Genomic DNA, 15,079 nt, shown 5'->3' on the forward strand with positions numbered 1-15,079 from the left:
TTCAAGGTCGACAATATCGAAAAGGCTGCATCGCAGATACCGTCTGGCAAGTTCTCCATCTTATTGTCGCACACACCGGAAATCTATCGCCATGCGGCTCATGCCAATTTCAGTTTGTTGCTGAGCGGACACACGCATGGTGGCCAGATCTGTCTGCCAGGATCTATTCCGATCATACTTGACGCAGTATTGCCTCGACGGATGGGGGCGGGAGCTTGGAAGTATCACAACATGACTGGCTACACGTCCGTGGGTGCTGGATCGAGCGTCGTTCCTGTTCGTTTCAACTGTCCGCCGGAAATCACCCTGCATTGCCTTCATTCGGGTTAACGTCGCGCTAATATGGTTCGTCGCGCAGGTGGGCCCGGAATAGAAGACGGGACAGAATTAGCGCGCCAACAAAAAAGATCCCGACGCCAAGCGCTATGTCTGCGATCGTCAATGAAAGTGCATCGCGGCATGCCAGCATCGGAAATAGCGATTCGGGCACCTGATCGAGGCAGAGCGCCTGGCTGCTTGGCGGAAAGTTTAAGCGGCGCTTCACGAAACTGGAGAACAAGTCGCCCGCCATAGCCGCGCCTGCTACGATTGCACCGATCGTCAGATCCAGACCGACAAGCGGCGCACTTGCTGTCGTGAGGAGGACTGAAATCAAAATACCGCGGATGGTTTTCGATGGCCCAAGCAATGGCCGCCCATCAAAAACTATAGTTCCGGCATCCAGTGGAAACGAAAAACGCGAGCCGAAAATCTTCTTCGCAACGATCGGCGTGCCGTTCGCCAACGTCATTAACACCAATAATTGCAGGATGTGCAAAAGTTGCATCGCTATAGTCTACATCGCATTTTTTGCCGCAGCCTCCAGCGCGACCTTCGCCTCAGCGTGCAAAGAGCGAAACTCCATCCATTCCACGGGACTTAGGCTGGTTATGAACCGGTAGGCTCGTCCAACGGTGTCAATGATCACGGGCTCGCCGTTCAGCTTGATTTTGAACGATGTCCTTAGTGGGGTTTGAGAATTTGAGGCGTGGCTCATAGGACACTACCCGGCAGGCGATCATCTGCAACGTAGCTGTTAACTTGCCTCGGCCACAGGTCAAAGGGCAGTTCTTGACCGCTTTAAATGCCGCTGGCTTTGTGGCAGCGAATTTCACCATCCAGAACCATCTGGCAATTTGCCGACCTTGAAGTCAAAGCCGTTAGGGGCCCGCACCGCCGCGCGGCGTGCTCTTCTCGTCATGCCGCGCGGCGCACCAGCAGTTATCGCCGATGGCCCAGTCCTATCCCCAAGTGCAACGCTTTCTGGCGGAGGGCTCCGACCGAGCGCTTGGTTAGCTTTGCTATTTTGACCACCGGCGTTCGCGCCTTTGAATGATCCTTGAGTTCTCTTAGATCGGCTTTCGTCCATTCGCGTCGCTTGCTGGTTTTCCTGGCAGCCTTAGCTTTCTTCAAGTCAATCGCTCCTGTTGATGATGAAGCGCGGTTGTTACCACGAAAACGCGATGCGACAAGGACACGAGTAACGAAGAACAGCGCAACGACAATTTCGGGCTACGCAAGTGCCGTTCCGCGCCTATTTACCCGCCTGAGCCGAGGAAATTGTACCACTGGCCGGGTTGGACAGTAGACACGCCGTCGTCCTCGGAATATTCTCGCTAGAATTGCAGGGAGGGAGTGATGCGTGCTCAGCATCACTCGATTGATCTGAAATACAAAACTCAGATTTAGAATCCGGACCGTTGTCTCCTGCGACTCCGAGAGATGGCTGCGTCGACCGTACGCAAGAAGGTGATCAAGAATGACGCCGGCATTCCCGAAATCTGTTTGGCCTCGCAGTAACTCGCGTCGCCGTACTGGCAATGATCGAAGCCACAAACTACGCCGAGGACATGGCGCGCGGTCGTGCTGTGGTCGCAGAGGCTAATTTCGTCTGCAATGCACGATGGTAGATCAAGACGGAACTCTCGACTGACGATCCCATCTAGGCAATTTTCGCAAGTTTCGTAGACCTGATTTGCGAAGGAGTTCACATCGACGGCGGTGAGAATGACCGGCGCGGATCGTATTTCAAGGCTGCTATGCAGAAAGACAACGTTGCTTGACAGATTTTAATAACCGTGGATAGCTTTTCTCCGTTAGCGGCATCGGATGCCGAGATAAAAAGCAATTACGGGACGAAACGATTTGGGGAGGGTTTGACTTTGGTCGGCGCTCCGCGGCGTGCAGACGTCGACGTTATCTGAGTATTGTGTTTGACGCGGATTGCGTCAGCTGCTGAGGCGCGGCTGAGGTAATTTGCCTGGTTAATTCTTTCCCACGACATCAGCGCGAGCATGGAAAGCTGCACCGCATAGGGGTGGACAGCGAACGTGTCGATTCACTTCGAAAAAGGGGAGGGGGCAACCATGTTTGCCAAGAAGAATAAGTTATTCCGTCAGACGCTTGTATCTCTTCTGCCAACGATTTCGGTTAGCGCTAGCGCGTTCCTGTTCGGGGCGTACGCCGTTGCGCAGAACTACCCGCCGTACGGTCCTGATCTTCCCCTGGCGCATTTCGATCATGGCAAGCGGCCGCAAGTGACACCGCCGCCGCCGAATCTGATGTGTCCCGTTCTGTCGCCGACTTGTCAGGACGTGAGAACAGCGCAATCCGAATGGAACACCCAGCTGCTCGGCTACGACAGTCTGGACGGACGCTCGACCTATCAGCCGCTCGTCGTGCATCAGGGCAACCGTTACATTGCCTACATGGCCCATCATGCGGGCTGCGCAATTAACCGGCTGAACCTCGCCAACGAAGTGAACGGGACATCGCTTCTCGATGTGACCGATCCCAGCCACCCGGTTTATCTCGTGCACATCCCGAACTCGCCGTCGGACGGCGCGACCTGCACCGGCTCCCTCGACGCTGCCGGCAACCAGATAGTTCACGTCTGCGGCGGCGATACTTTGCCGTCTAGCTCGCGAGCCGAAGCCGAGCGCAAGCGCGGCCACTATTACATGCTCCGAACCAACGGCAACTCATCGGGCCAACCGGGCACGGAATCGCACGAAATCTGGGACGTGACCAATCCCCGCAGTCCGACCTTGCTGAAGACAATCGATTCAGGCGCGACGAACACTCACAAGGATTGGTGGGAATGCTATTCGGGCGTTGCTTACCTCGTCGCCAATGACGGCACGGCTTCGGCCGGTAGTTCCGACTCTGCGCCGGGCTGGCGGCAGAGCGGCTCCACCCAGCACATGAAGATCTACAACCTGCACGATCCGGCAAACCCCGAATATATTCGCGACTTCGGCTTGGTGGGCCAGCAGCCAACGGCGACGGGCACAGCCCCCGAAGGGCTTGTGACGCCACCGACCGGCATTCACGGACCGATTTCTGCGGGCAACCGCCTTTACGGTGCCTATGGCGTCGGGAGCAACGGCGTGGTGCAGATACTCGATCGCAGCAAAGTTCTGAACGGCTGCACGGCACACGGCGCGTCAGCCAACTGCGCCAAGAGTCCGACCCAAAGCGAGATGCTGGCCCCGCAGCTCGGATGGTTCACCTTGCCGGGCACCAGCCTGCAGGGCGGACACACCTCGTTCCCCATTTTCGGCGAAGAAGACGGCAGACCCCGCAACCTGATCCTGGTCACGTCCGAAGAAGGTGGTAACGAATGCGCGGCCGGCAGTGCTCCACACGCGGCCTGGCTCTATGACGTCACCGACGAGGCGCATCCGAAACACATCGCCGAAGATCCCAATGATCCGGCGCGCACGATGATGGATGTGCCAAACGGGTTCAATTACCAATGGGTGGGCATCGTTCCCGGAAATGGCGTGGCGGACACCCACTGCGGCACCACGAACTGCGCGCAGGCGGGCATCTACGGCGCCACCGTCACCCCGCAGGATGCGCCGGTGGGCACAGCTCCGAACAACTTCTGCAACCAGGGCGCCCGTTTCGGCATCCACTCCTCCACGGAGCTGTTCTACCCACCCTACTATGGCAGGTTAGCGATTCTCGCATGGTTCACCGGCGGATTGCGTGTGTTCGACATTCGCAATCCTGACCAGCCGCGCGCGATCGCCTATTTCATCCCGGCGCCGAACGACACGGGCTGCGGCCCGAAAGGAGGACCTTCGGCCGGTCCGGGTTGCACGATGCCCAACACGGGCCGCGACGGCCACACCGTCAACGCCATCCACACCAACAATGTTGAGGTGGATGATCGCGGCCTGATCTACATTGCCGATCGCGCCGGCACCGGGATGCACATCATCAGGCTCACCGGCCCGGCGGCAGCAGCGGGCAACGGCGACGACCATGACCACGACGATGGCCATGGCGACGACAATGGCCACGGCCACTAGCAGGAAAGACTGCAAATGAAAGCAAGGATCCCATTGATCCTGGCCGGCGTGTTCGGGCTGGCGTCGCTCTCCGTCGCACAAGACACGGAGGTCGCCAGCCTGGTCACCTGGATCTGCACGAGCCCGGTGGCAGCACAGGACGATCAAACCAGGCAGGCGTTGAAGATCGAGGTCGGCCGTGCCACCCGCGAGGACGTCGCGCGCTTGCTGGGCAAACCGTGGCGAACCAGCAACGACGCCGATTGCGACGCAGAGGAATATGGCGAGGCGTGGGAGTATTTGATCGACGAAACAAACGGCAAATTTTCCCGCATTCACGTGGCCTTCAACAAGGACGGCAAGGTGAGCGTGGTCGCCAGAATCTCGCAGGGTGGCAAACCCGTCGTGCTGGCATACGCAGCCGAGAAAGAGCACCAACATTAAAGGATATTCGACAGCTATCTTCGAATTCGGTCCGTTTTCGTCGTCGCGAGTGGCCGTAGCGGTCGCATGTATGATTGAATGAAACCAGGTCGCTTCTTCTTATTGTTGGCAAGCGTCGCGCTGCTCGGCGCGCGGTCCAATGCGGAGCCTCCCGCGCTTGCGGCAAATCCGTTGTGGGAGCTGCCGCTTGCGCGATTGTCGGTCACACGCGAGCGGCCAATCTTTTTGCGATCCCGCCGTTCGCCAGCACCCCCGCCGACCAATGTTGCGCCGGCGGCGTTACGGCAACCGGCCAAGCCGCCGGAGCCGGAGCACCCTGCAGTTTCGTTGATTGGAACGGTAATCGGCACCAACGTCCAGATCGGAATTTTTCTGGAGAAAGGAACGAATAAAGTTGTTCGCCTGCGCCTCGGTGAGGAACATCAGGGCTGGGTGCTACGCCTGGTCAAGGCACGCGAAGTGACCCTGGTGAAGGACATCGAGCAGACCTTGGCGCTTGATCCGTCGGGAGAAGCGCCTGCGGTGCGCGGTCCGAGCATGCCGCCGGTTGTTCCTAACTCGATCGGAACCATTCCGGTCGTCAATACCGCGGATTACGTTGACGAGCAGCCTCTACCCAAAAGAGGCACGCAGCGGCAGCGGAATTGAGGTGGCCATTAATTCTGCGTCTGCGCAATCACAACGTCTGCTCGCGGTAGCGCAGCGAACCAACGGCAAGCTTATCCTTGAATGCCGGCTAGTGGCGCAAAATGAATATGCTCGGTGGAAACGAGAGGCTCCGGTGATCCGGGGCCTCTTTTTTCATTTTAGGGTCAGGCGAGCCTGGCGGGCCGATCGCGCATATCGGATATTTCCGCGAAGAGTTCGTGGTACGGCGCAAATGGATTGATGAACACGCCTATGCCGATCTCGTCGGCTGTGTCAGTTTCTGCCAGCAGCCAGGTCGGATTTTCCATCGGTCTGATGCGCGCCGGCTATCGTGGCGCGCTCGCTGCGTGAACCGGCTTCACCTTGCCCTCGGCAATCGTGCTCGTGTTGTTCGCCTACGATGCAGCTGCGCCGAGCGGCCCGGCCGGGTCGGGATTGCTGCACGGCCTGAAGCTGGTCGCCGTGGTCATCGTGGCTCAGGCCGTTTGGGGCATGGCGCGCTCGCTCTGCCCCGACCGGGAAAGCGCATCCATCGCCCTGGTCGCCGCGCTGATCATCCTGTTCAGCAGCGCATCGGTTGCGCAGATCGGCGCGATCGCACTCGGAGGTATTGCCGGCTTGTGGCTTTGCCGTAATGCGCCGGAAACCCCGTCCGGTCACGTCGCTATGCCGGTGTCGCGCACGGCCGGCCTTGCGAGCCTGACGGCTTTTTTTGTTCTTCTCGCAGGATTGCCAATTTTGCGGAGCCTGACGGGCTCGTCCGCCGTCGCTCTATTCGACGCTTTTTACCGCTCCGGCGCGCTGGTGTTCGGCGGCGGCCATGTGGTCCTGCCGCTGCTGCGCTACGCGTTCGTGACGCCGGGCTGGGTCAGCGACGATGCATTTCTCGCCGGCTACGGCCGGCTACGGTGCGGCGCAGACCGCGCCGGGGCCGCTGTTCACATTCGCCGCCTATCTAGGGACTGTCATCAGCCCGACGCCACACGGCCTGGCCGGCGCGGCGCTCGGCCTGATCGGCAGCTTTCTTCCCGGCATCCTCATCCTGCTTGGAACGCTTCCGTTCTGGGACAGTTTCCGCAGGCGCGCCGACGCGCAGGCGATGATGCGTGGCGTCAATGCCGCCGTTGTCGGGCTGTTGGGTGCTGCGCTCTACAATCCCGTCTGGACCAGTGCGGTCAAAGGCCCTCAGGACTTCGGCATCGCCCTGGTCGGCTTCGTTCTTCTGATGGCATGGCGTGCGCCGCCTTTGCTTGTCGTGGTTATCAGCGCGCTCGGCGGCATGACGCTGGCGCTAATCGAGTGAGGAGCCGATGGCCGGTTCAGTTCAGCGCTACTTCGCCGGCCTTTCGCGGAACACCTTCCTTCTCGCTGCCGCGAGCCTGTTCGCCGACATCTCGACCGAGATGCTCTACCCCGTCCTGCCGGTCTTCCTCACGCAGACCTTGAAGGCAAGCGGCAGCATTGTCGGACTTGTCGACGGCTTCGCGCAGGCCGCGCAGAACATCGTGCAGGGATTTTCCGGCGCGCTTTCCGACAAGCTGCAAAGACGCAAACCGGTTGCCATCTTCGGCTATCTTCTGGCGGCGAGCGCCAAGCCGCTGATGGGGCTCGCGACCGTCTGGCCGGCGTTGTTCGGCGCACGGTTGCTCGATCGGGTGGGCGCTGGCACCCGTTCCGCTCCGCGCGATGCCCTGATCGCGTCCTCTGTTGACGAAGAAAACCGAGGCCGGGCCTTTGGCCTCGAGGGCGTCGGCGACAATGCCGGCGCTTTTCTCGGGCCGCTCTTGGCCGCGTTGCTACTCTATGCCGTTCATGTCGATATCCGCACGATCTTTTACCTGGCGGTCATCCCCGGCCTGCTCGCGTTCTTGATGGTCCTGCTTGTCAAGGAACGGCGTGTGCCTTTCTCCGCAAAATCGAAAATAGACATCAGCCTGGGCCGGTTTCCCAAAGGGTATTGGAGATACCTCTTGGCGACCGCCCTGTTCGGGATCGGAAACTCCAGCAATTCGTTCTTGATTCTGCGCACGCAGGACGTCGGAGCTTCGCTTGAAAAGACAATCCTGATTTACGCCGGCTTCAATCTCGTCGCTGCGTTGATCTCCTATCCGGCGGGCTCGCTGTCCGATCGATGGGGTCGGCGGAATCTCCTGCTCGCCTCGTTCGTGATTTTCCTGATCGCCTATCTCGGCTTCGCGTTGACGCAAAATACCCTGATGATCGCGGGGTTCTTCGTTTTTTACGGCCTGTATCAGGGGATATTTCGCGCGGTCGGCAAGGCGTTCGCGTCGGATTTCGTACCGGACGAATTGCGCGCCAGCGCCGTCGGCTGGTACAGCACGAGCGTCGGGCTGCTGGAACTCGTGGCCAGCGTTGTCGCCGGCCTGCTCTGGGACCGGATCGGCCATGTCGCCGTGTTCTATTACGGCGCGCTTTTCGCGCTGATCGGTTGTGTCGGACTCATCCTCATCGTCCCGGCAAACCCGGAGCGATCAAGATGAAGTATGCATCGCTTACCTCGAAGTCCTGATCGGTCGCGTGAGCGGATGGCGCAATAGAGCCCAAACAATGATGGGAACGTCAACGACAGCCGGCACAATCCAGTACGCAATGACGGGCGACTCCCTGCAGCCGGGTAGGCTCTTGCCGTTGTCATGCTGCTCTTCACTGGCCATTGCCATTCCGACAAGGAGAAATGCTGTAACGGTCTCAATGACCCGCAAGGCTGCAAAATATCGGAATGGCTATTGGGCCAGCAGCGGAGTTCGTCACCAAGATCGCCTCGGACAACAGCATTGTCGCGGCCGTTCCGCACTACTGCTCCCGCAGTCGCAACTCGTTTGTGCGATGTTGCCCTGGTTTGCACCTTCACGTCGAAGTCCCGCAGCCTTGGTTGCTAGATTGGCACCTCACCCTGCGTCTTAGCGTACAGCTTTCCTATCCCCACCATAGTAGCCAAACGTAACGGCGCCCTAGACGGAGGCGGGTTTCGACTGCGCTGGGCCGCGTGTCAGCGAGCACAAGCGTTCCGGTCACGATTGGGGCGACAAGAATTCTGACGACATCTCCCCTTGTTTCTCGTTCACTTATCTGACGTCTGTGTGACAGAGCGGATCAACCCACTGCAACGACGGCGGGCTCTCCAGTTTTGACGCCCGTATGCACGTCGAGGCGGGTCGGATTGACTGTGCCGAGTATCGTCTTCGCGCGCGCGATTTCTGCCGCCGGGCCATGTGCCATCACCAGAAAGCTATCGGTTTTCAACGCGGTTTCGTATTGGATCACGCTGTCCTTCGGCACACCAATGCTATAGAGCGCCGCGCCGATCGCACTCAGCCCCCCGACCACGACCGCATTCTCGATGCCAGCAATCAAGATTGTGGCGAGATATCCGAGCACGACAACGTGCCCGACGACGGGAACGGTCATGAATAAGCCACCCAGGAACAAGCCCCAAAAGCCCCCCCAGAACGCACCGCGCGTGCCCCAAAACTTGATCCGGTCCCCGGTGTTGTAGAATCCGACGACCTTTTCGTCAGTGTGATACCCCTTGCCGACAACACTGAGGTTCTTCATGTCGAAGCCTGCGGCGATTAGCTTCTTGATGGCCGTTTCAGCCGTGGAGTGTTCGGTGAAAACGGCGATAACAGAGTCATTTCTTTCCATTTGATCCTCCTTCAGGACGAATATGTAGTCACCATGCTTGGGTAGGCCTAAGCGAGTACGACGCGACCATAACCGGCGTCAGACTGACGAAGTAGGCTCGGAAAATACTTAGCATCGTCGCCATTTTGGCAAATGATATCTTCCGTGGTGATTAGCAGCATGGCTGCTCCCGAACACGTCGAGCGGCCACAAGGAGACAACGATAAGGAACCAAGCTGGACAGGAGCATGAGCGTGGATCGGCGGTCATTTCCCCTACTACAGATCGTCCAGCGTGAACTTTCTCAGTCACCTGCTGATGCGAGAGTAGCCGAGCATGATTGCGTAGCATGGTAAATTTCGGTGATATTCGAACGTCCGAGCTGCGTCTGGTAATGAGGTAAAGCTCATTGTTATCGCCCGGAGCGAGAATGTTTCGGCCGGAGGCGATCGCCCATGTCCCCGCGATAACCAGCAAAATAAAACAGAACACTCATCGCCAACACTTGTTTTTCATGCGGGCAACCCTATGGACGAGCGTTCCGGCCGTTCTCCTAGCTCCCTCAACGATCCGATAGATCTGATCGAGGCGCTCTCTCCCTTTCACCTCGGTTGCGAGGACTGAAATAGTCGTTCTGTCAAACCCCCGCGATCTCGAGCTCATCCACTGTCAAGAGTGTCTGGTCCGGAAAGATACTGACCGCCTTTCTCAGTCGGTATGCCGTTTTGGATGGGCTGGATAGCTGGTCGCAATCGATCGGTTGCGCTCCCGCCGCAGTGTCGCGTCCGGTCGGGCCACTTCGATTTTCCATGGATGGCGGACACGCATGTCGGCGAGCCAATAATCAAAATCGCGCTTCACCGCCGAAGCCTGAGTAATAACGCGGACGGTAATCCCTTTCTGCCCCTTGGCGCTAAGCTCAAGCTCAAACTCATCAAGGGTCAATTCCGTAGATGTCATTTCATTTTCTTCAGACGTTGAGACCAGTCCGAACTCGCGCTCAACGATCACCGAAAGAATCCAGTAACCGCTTTCACGGCGCGGCTCTACCGTCAAAGTCGTCACCGAGGTGACCAAATCGAACTGTTCTTCGTCGCGAATGCCGTAGACGCGGTGATCGAAATCCTCCTCGATTATGTAATCTTTTTCACAAGTCGTATTGAGTTCTGGTTGACCCTTGGCGGTCTTCGTTTCATCTCGTAGCAAATGCACGACTTCCGAGGCCGATAACGCCAATATGAACGTTTTCATGATTCGGTCCTTCGCCATGGATTCCGCGATGACTTCCCTGATGAGGCAAGCAGTGTGCGAAATGACGCCGTCGCGAAAAACTAACAGCTCTCGCGTTCAAAAGGCCGGCCCTCTTAACACAGCATCATGTCGATCTCTGTCGGATGGGCACTGCTCAAAATCCCTACGTGCCCGTCTATTGTACGATAAGCGCGGCACTCTTCGACCGGTAGACTCGGAAATTACTGAGTTCTGAGAACGCTGAGCGAGGGTATTGCGCCGCTGCAGGCGCGGGATGGACGACCATCGATCGCGCCGGAAGAGGCTGAATGCGATGGGTCAGGAACTACGCCGATTTGTAGGTAATACCGGCACACCGTCCCTGTCGTGCAGGTCGGCGAGGTCACGCTCAAGTTAGACCAGGAGGTGAGTGGTGCCAGCAAATGTTGCGGGTGCACTTCCTATGCGGATCGCGGTCTCGACCATCGTGCCGATCACCTTGGGTTGCTGACCCATGCGGAGGTAATCGTCGATGCATCACCGCATGACTTCGCGGGAACCCTGCGACGACCGCCATCTGGCGCATGGAAAGCGGCCGGCGACACGCTCAAATTCGGCGAACACTCGGTAGCGTCGCTCGTTTTGAAACGAATCAGTGCCTCCGTGAAATATGAGTCGTTACGCATGGCTTCCGATCCGCTTCCATCGCGTCGCTGGTATGTTTGAGTTACTGCAAAGACATGCACGCAATTATCCTTGGTCAAGGGGTGCCAATCACGCGCTGCCCTCGCGAAAGTTGGACGCATCATTGCCCGCTCAATTCTTGGAGGTTACACCATCGATGGTGTCCTCAGTTCATCCGCAAACTCTTGGCTGAGCGCAACTAAAATCTGCTGCGACGCGAAATGGACTGCAAATATCCCATTCGCGTGCGCGATGCCCTTCAAATCGGCAGCGACGCGCATGATCGAATCCACTATGTGGGGATCCGCGGTCTCGGCTTCCTGCACGCCGAATAACAGCGGGACCGAAATCAGCGCCGCAGGCTACTATCGTAGGCCGCCTGGGCACAGCCAATCCGCCGACACCCGTGCCCCTGTCGTCTGCATCCGGCGAAGCGGGGATCGCCTGGCACCGATCTTGGAGTTGCTTCGCAGCATCATTCCGCCGCTTCAGACACCGACTGCAAGGGTCGCGTCGCTCGGAAGATGAGCCGGTCCACGGCCTCGGGAAACAGCGGCCGCAGCTTGACGATGAAGTCCCACGCCATCAGCAGCGCGCCTGTCGCGAACAAGACATCGCCAGGCAGACGCATCCACTGCCAGAACAAGGTCGTGCTGTAGAAGGCGCTGCTGCGCGCGTACGCAAACCCATGTTCATAAACGGCGTCGAGCTGCGCCCAGCCGATGGGGAAGAAGTTGAGGAGAATCCACAAGACCAGGCCGCCATTGTAAAGCCAGAAGGCGGCAAGTCCCAGCTTCTCGCCGAAACGGTACCTATCGGCCGCGACATAGCGTAGGCAAAAATAGATCAGCCCTATCGCCAACTCGCCGAAGGCGCCGAACAGCGCCGTATGCGCGTGGTTGAGGGTCAAGAAGGTGCCGTGCTCATAGTAGTTGACGAGGGGCGCATTGAGCGTGCCGCCACCAAACACGCCGGCGCCAACGAAATTCCAAAATGCGACACTGATGACGTACGTGTAGGCGAGGTGGTATTTGAACTCCCGGTGCGCCTTGATCAGGCGGTAGTGGTTAATCGCTTCGATGATCAGCAGCACCAGGGGCAGAACCTCGATGAAGGAAAACATGCTGCCCATCGGCACCCACATGCTCGGGCCGCCCGCCCAGTAAAGGTGATGTCCAGTGCCGATCACGCCGCCAAGGAAGATCAATATGATCTCGAAATAGGTCGCGCGCTCGGCGAGTTTGCGTGAGACGAGACCCACCGACATGCGATGGCAGGAGCAAGGAACAGCGCAGCACCGATCCAGGAAAGCGCGATCCAGATGATCGGCGCCTGGATATGAACATCGCGCAGGAAGTTGAACGGCAAGAAATCGTTGATCGAGATGCCGTAGAAGCTGGTCCGATCATAGTAGGAATGGGCCATGATGATGCCCGCGCCGATCTGCACCAGCAGGAGAGTCGCGACGACGAGGAAATATTTGCCAATTCGTCTCTGGCTCCGCGTCAACGGCCGAAACGTCGCCAGCACGGGGTCCATTGGCGCATCGTCGGGATGGCTCAGGAAGAACTCGTAAATGAACAGGACCACACCGAAAGAGAAGAAGGTGAAGCAGAAGCTCATCCACGTCCAACGGAAGGTGTTGCTGGTAGGTGTGTTGTCGACCAGCGGCTCGTAGGGCCAACTGACCCCTGGACGCCGCGCCACGGTGGTAAGGGCGGAGAAGACCAGAAAATCCGCCGTCTGACGAGTTGCGGTGTGAGGCTAAAGGCGAGCGTCCATCCCGCGGCAGGATTCGCCATATGTAGCGCCTTGGCAAGCTCGTCACGCACCGTGACCACGGCATCCGCCAAGGGACCGGGAAGCACGACATCGTGCTTCGTCAGATCCACGCCTTGGAGCGCGCCGCGCATGGTCGCGGTAACGGCTGCCTGCTGGTCTGGCTGGAGCGCCACAAACGCCTTACCGAAGGTGCCGATAGCAATATTGTTCTGTGTCGCGGTGCCGAGGCGCATCAGGGTCGACGCTGTGTAGTCCTCGCCGTATAAGAGCCCATGCCGTAAAGGCTGCCATAATCCATCAGGTCAGCCTTCTGGAAGCCGCCCTTGCCGGCCACGATGTCTTGGTCCGTCATCAGCACGGTTCCGTTCGCCGAGACGAACTGCTCCGGTTGTGGCGGCGCCGCGCGATAAGTCATCACCGTCGCCCAGGCGAGCAAACCGAACGTGGCGACGGCGACCACCAGCAATACCCATTTGAGGACGTTGCTAACGGGATCTTCGACAGGCGGGTCGATGCGCGCCGCGTCCAGAGTGATTGTTTTAGCTCCTGCACACCGGGCATGACCGGCTCCTCTCAATCTGTTTTGTCCTTATAGGGTCGCCTGACAACCATCTCCGCTGGCTATCAAAAGACAGACCATCCCTGGCTTCCCGCTACAGCCCCCAGGATGGTGATTACGCTCAACGTCAGCAGCAACCAGTGCGAGCGCTGAAGCCAGGCGAAGGCGACGCCCGGCCGGTCGATGGCCCAACGATGAAAGCGCCGGTGCAGAATGAACGGCTCGACGATGAACAGGACGAAGACGAACAGCAGCCACAGACAGAGCATGGCGTGCATCCACCAGAACGTGGTCGTCAGGAATCGATCCCAGAGGTCGAGCCGCCACGTCATGTAGAAACCGGTGAGGCCGACAACGAGGATCGCAGTTCGCGCCTGCCAGACGAAGCGGCGCTCTATTGCTTGAAACGCCTGCAGCCAATTTGGCCCTAAATCCCCGCGACGCAAAGCCGGAAGCACTACCGTCGTCGCCATCGACACGCCGCCGATCCAGATGACTACGGCCAGGACATGCAGCGCTCGAGCAGTTATGACGTCATTCATGATCGATCCAACAGTCGCGAGCGGCCGGACATACCGGCCAAACCTCCATCGAGGTCCCAAACCACGAATCCGACCCTCCCTCCCGTCTTGGTTGGGTTAGGCTAGCTTATCGCCCCGACCCGGCACTGAGTCTGCGCTGGATCAAATCTCTCCGATTATTCCGACGTGCTCATTAAACTTTGATCAGATAAATTTAGTTACAACCTTACACCCCCACGCTCGTGCCTCGCTAGAGCGATTTCTCGTCCCCCGCCGACGGCGCAGAGATCGTGACGTCAGCGCGCCCCTAGCTCGTCCAAAGACGCGAAAATCAAAGGCCTCTAGACAGTGGCCAGCGCCGCGACCACGGACGTTCGGGACGCCGGTCGCTTCCCGGGGTGCTTTCGTTCCTCACGCGTTCAATGGGAGTTCATTGGGCGGCACAAGCGCGGCGCCGTTGGCGCCCCGCGTCGCGCCGGTTTTCTCAAGGAGTTCGAGAAACGGTTTGACGATGTCGATCGGCATTGGAAAGACGACCGTGGAATTCTGTTCGGCGCCGATCTCTGCCAGCGTTTGCAGATAGCGCAGCTGCATGGCGGCCGGAATGCTGCCGAGGATCTGCGCTGCGTTGACCAGGGTTTGCGACGCCTGGAACTCGGCTTCCGCGTGGATGATCTTTGCGCGGCGGTCGCGTTCCGCCTCGGCCTGTTTTGCAATGGCACGCACCATGTTTTCCGTGAGCTCGACGGTTCTGATCTCGACGTTGCTCACCTTGATCCCCCAGGTTTCGGTCTGGGTGTCCAGGATGCTCTGGACGTCGGTGCTGAGTTTCTTTCGTTCCGAAAGCATCTCATCGAGTTCATGCTGACCCAGCACGGCGCGCAGCGTCGTCTGCGCGAGCATGTTCGTGGCCGGTAGATAGGATTGAACTTGAATGATGGCTCGTTCGGGATTGACGACGTTGAAGTAGAGCACCGCATCGACTTTCATTGAGACGTTGTCGCGGGAAATCACGTCTTGCGTCGGAATCTCGATGACCTGGATGCGTAAATCCACGCGTACCATTTCCTGGAAGAATGGAATCAACAGCACGAGGCCTGGGCCTTTGACCTTTTGGAAACGTCCTAAGGTAAACACCACTGCTCGCTCATATTCGCGCAAAATCCGCACACTCGCCCCGATCAGAACGAGCGCCGCAATTACGACGACTGGAATCACATAAAGAGAAG

General features: G+C 58.6%; 15 protein-coding genes and 1 pseudogene. 6 read left to right on the forward strand and 10 right to left on the reverse strand.

All coding sequences use genetic code 11. The features are described from left to right. Window positions 1-330, forward strand: a 330-nt coding sequence (locus WB528_RS00400) for a metallophosphoesterase (protein WP_423886457.1), incomplete at its 5' end; no start/stop codon positions are given. A gap of 7 nt (window positions 331-337) precedes the next feature. Here the strand turns inward: WB528_RS00400 and WB528_RS00405 are convergent. Further along, window positions 338-826 (reverse strand): CDP-archaeol synthase, encoded by a 489-nt coding sequence (locus tag WB528_RS00405; protein WP_423886458.1) that lies wholly within the window; start codon window positions 824-826, stop codon window positions 338-340. 9 nt (window positions 827-835) lie between these two features. After that, window positions 836-1,036 (reverse strand): hypothetical protein, encoded by a 201-nt coding sequence (locus WB528_RS00410; RefSeq protein ID WP_423886459.1) that lies wholly within the window; start codon window positions 1,034-1,036, stop codon window positions 836-838. Between the two features lie 1,369 nt (window positions 1,037-2,405). Here WB528_RS00410 and WB528_RS00415 point away from each other — a divergent pair. The 5 genes and pseudogenes from WB528_RS00415 (at window position 2,406) to WB528_RS00435 (ending at window position 7,930) form a co-directional block, all read left to right on the forward strand. Then, window positions 2,406-4,358 (forward strand): LVIVD repeat-containing protein, encoded by a 1,953-nt coding sequence (locus tag WB528_RS00415; RefSeq protein ID WP_423886460.1) that lies wholly within the window; start codon window positions 2,406-2,408, stop codon window positions 4,356-4,358. 15 nt (window positions 4,359-4,373) lie between these two features. Then, on the forward strand, window positions 4,374-4,781 hold the full coding sequence (locus WB528_RS00420; RefSeq protein WP_423886461.1) for a hypothetical protein: 408 nt from the start codon (window positions 4,374-4,376) through the stop codon (window positions 4,779-4,781). A 78-nt stretch (window positions 4,782-4,859) separates the two neighbouring features. Further along, window positions 4,860-5,429 carry a hypothetical protein gene (locus WB528_RS00425; RefSeq protein ID WP_423886462.1) on the forward strand — a complete coding sequence of 190 codons (570 nt, stop codon included), beginning with the start codon at window positions 4,860-4,862 and terminating at the stop codon, window positions 5,427-5,429. A gap of 155 nt (window positions 5,430-5,584) precedes the next feature. Next, window positions 5,585-6,732: pseudogene (chrA, locus tag WB528_RS00430) on the forward strand (chromate efflux transporter). A gap of 7 nt (window positions 6,733-6,739) precedes the next feature. Continuing rightward, complete coding sequence (locus WB528_RS00435) at window positions 6,740-7,930, forward strand: MFS transporter (protein WP_423886463.1); 1,191 nt, start codon at window positions 6,740-6,742, stop codon at window positions 7,928-7,930. Window positions 7,931-8,543: 613 nt separating this feature from the next. Here the strand turns inward: WB528_RS00435 and WB528_RS00440 are convergent. The 8 genes from WB528_RS00440 to WB528_RS00475 all read right to left on the reverse strand — a co-directional run bounded on the left by WB528_RS00440 (window position 8,544) and on the right by WB528_RS00475 (window position 15,068). After that, on the reverse strand, window positions 8,544-9,095 hold the full coding sequence (locus WB528_RS00440) for a general stress protein (RefSeq protein WP_423886464.1): 552 nt from the start codon (window positions 9,093-9,095) through the stop codon (window positions 8,544-8,546). 687 nt (window positions 9,096-9,782) lie between these two features. Beyond that, the gene (locus WB528_RS00445) at window positions 9,783-10,325 is read right to left on the reverse strand and encodes a hypothetical protein (RefSeq protein ID WP_423886465.1); all 543 of its coding nucleotides are present in this window, start codon (window positions 10,323-10,325) and stop codon (window positions 9,783-9,785) included. An 809-nt stretch (window positions 10,326-11,134) separates the two neighbouring features. Continuing rightward, window positions 11,135-11,269, reverse strand: coding sequence for a hypothetical protein (locus tag WB528_RS00450; protein ID WP_423886466.1), 135 nt, complete (start codon window positions 11,267-11,269; stop codon window positions 11,135-11,137). A gap of 194 nt (window positions 11,270-11,463) precedes the next feature. Beyond that, window positions 11,464-12,195, reverse strand: a complete 732-nt coding sequence (locus WB528_RS00455) for a cbb3-type cytochrome c oxidase subunit I (protein ID WP_423886467.1) — start codon at window positions 12,193-12,195, stop codon at window positions 11,464-11,466. After that, a complete protein-coding gene (locus WB528_RS00460) occupies window positions 12,192-12,695 on the reverse strand; it encodes a hypothetical protein (RefSeq protein WP_423886468.1) in 504 nt (167 codons plus the stop codon). The genes WB528_RS00455 and WB528_RS00460 overlap by 4 nt, the downstream gene beginning before the upstream one ends. A gap of 307 nt (window positions 12,696-13,002) precedes the next feature. Further along, window positions 13,003-13,347 carry a hypothetical protein gene (locus tag WB528_RS00465; protein ID WP_423886469.1) on the reverse strand — a complete coding sequence of 115 codons (345 nt, stop codon included), beginning with the start codon at window positions 13,345-13,347 and terminating at the stop codon, window positions 13,003-13,005. A gap of 47 nt (window positions 13,348-13,394) precedes the next feature. Next, complete coding sequence (locus tag WB528_RS00470) at window positions 13,395-13,871, reverse strand: hypothetical protein (RefSeq protein ID WP_423886470.1); 477 nt, start codon at window positions 13,869-13,871, stop codon at window positions 13,395-13,397. Window positions 13,872-14,261: 390 nt separating this feature from the next. Next, on the reverse strand, window positions 14,262-15,068 hold the full coding sequence (locus tag WB528_RS00475; RefSeq protein ID WP_423886471.1) for a slipin family protein: 807 nt from the start codon (window positions 15,066-15,068) through the stop codon (window positions 14,262-14,264). Between the last annotated feature and the right edge of the window lie 11 nt (window positions 15,069-15,079).

This window comes from Bradyrhizobium sp., assembly GCF_049586575.1.
GTDB lineage: Bacteria > Pseudomonadota > Alphaproteobacteria > Rhizobiales > Xanthobacteraceae > Bradyrhizobium.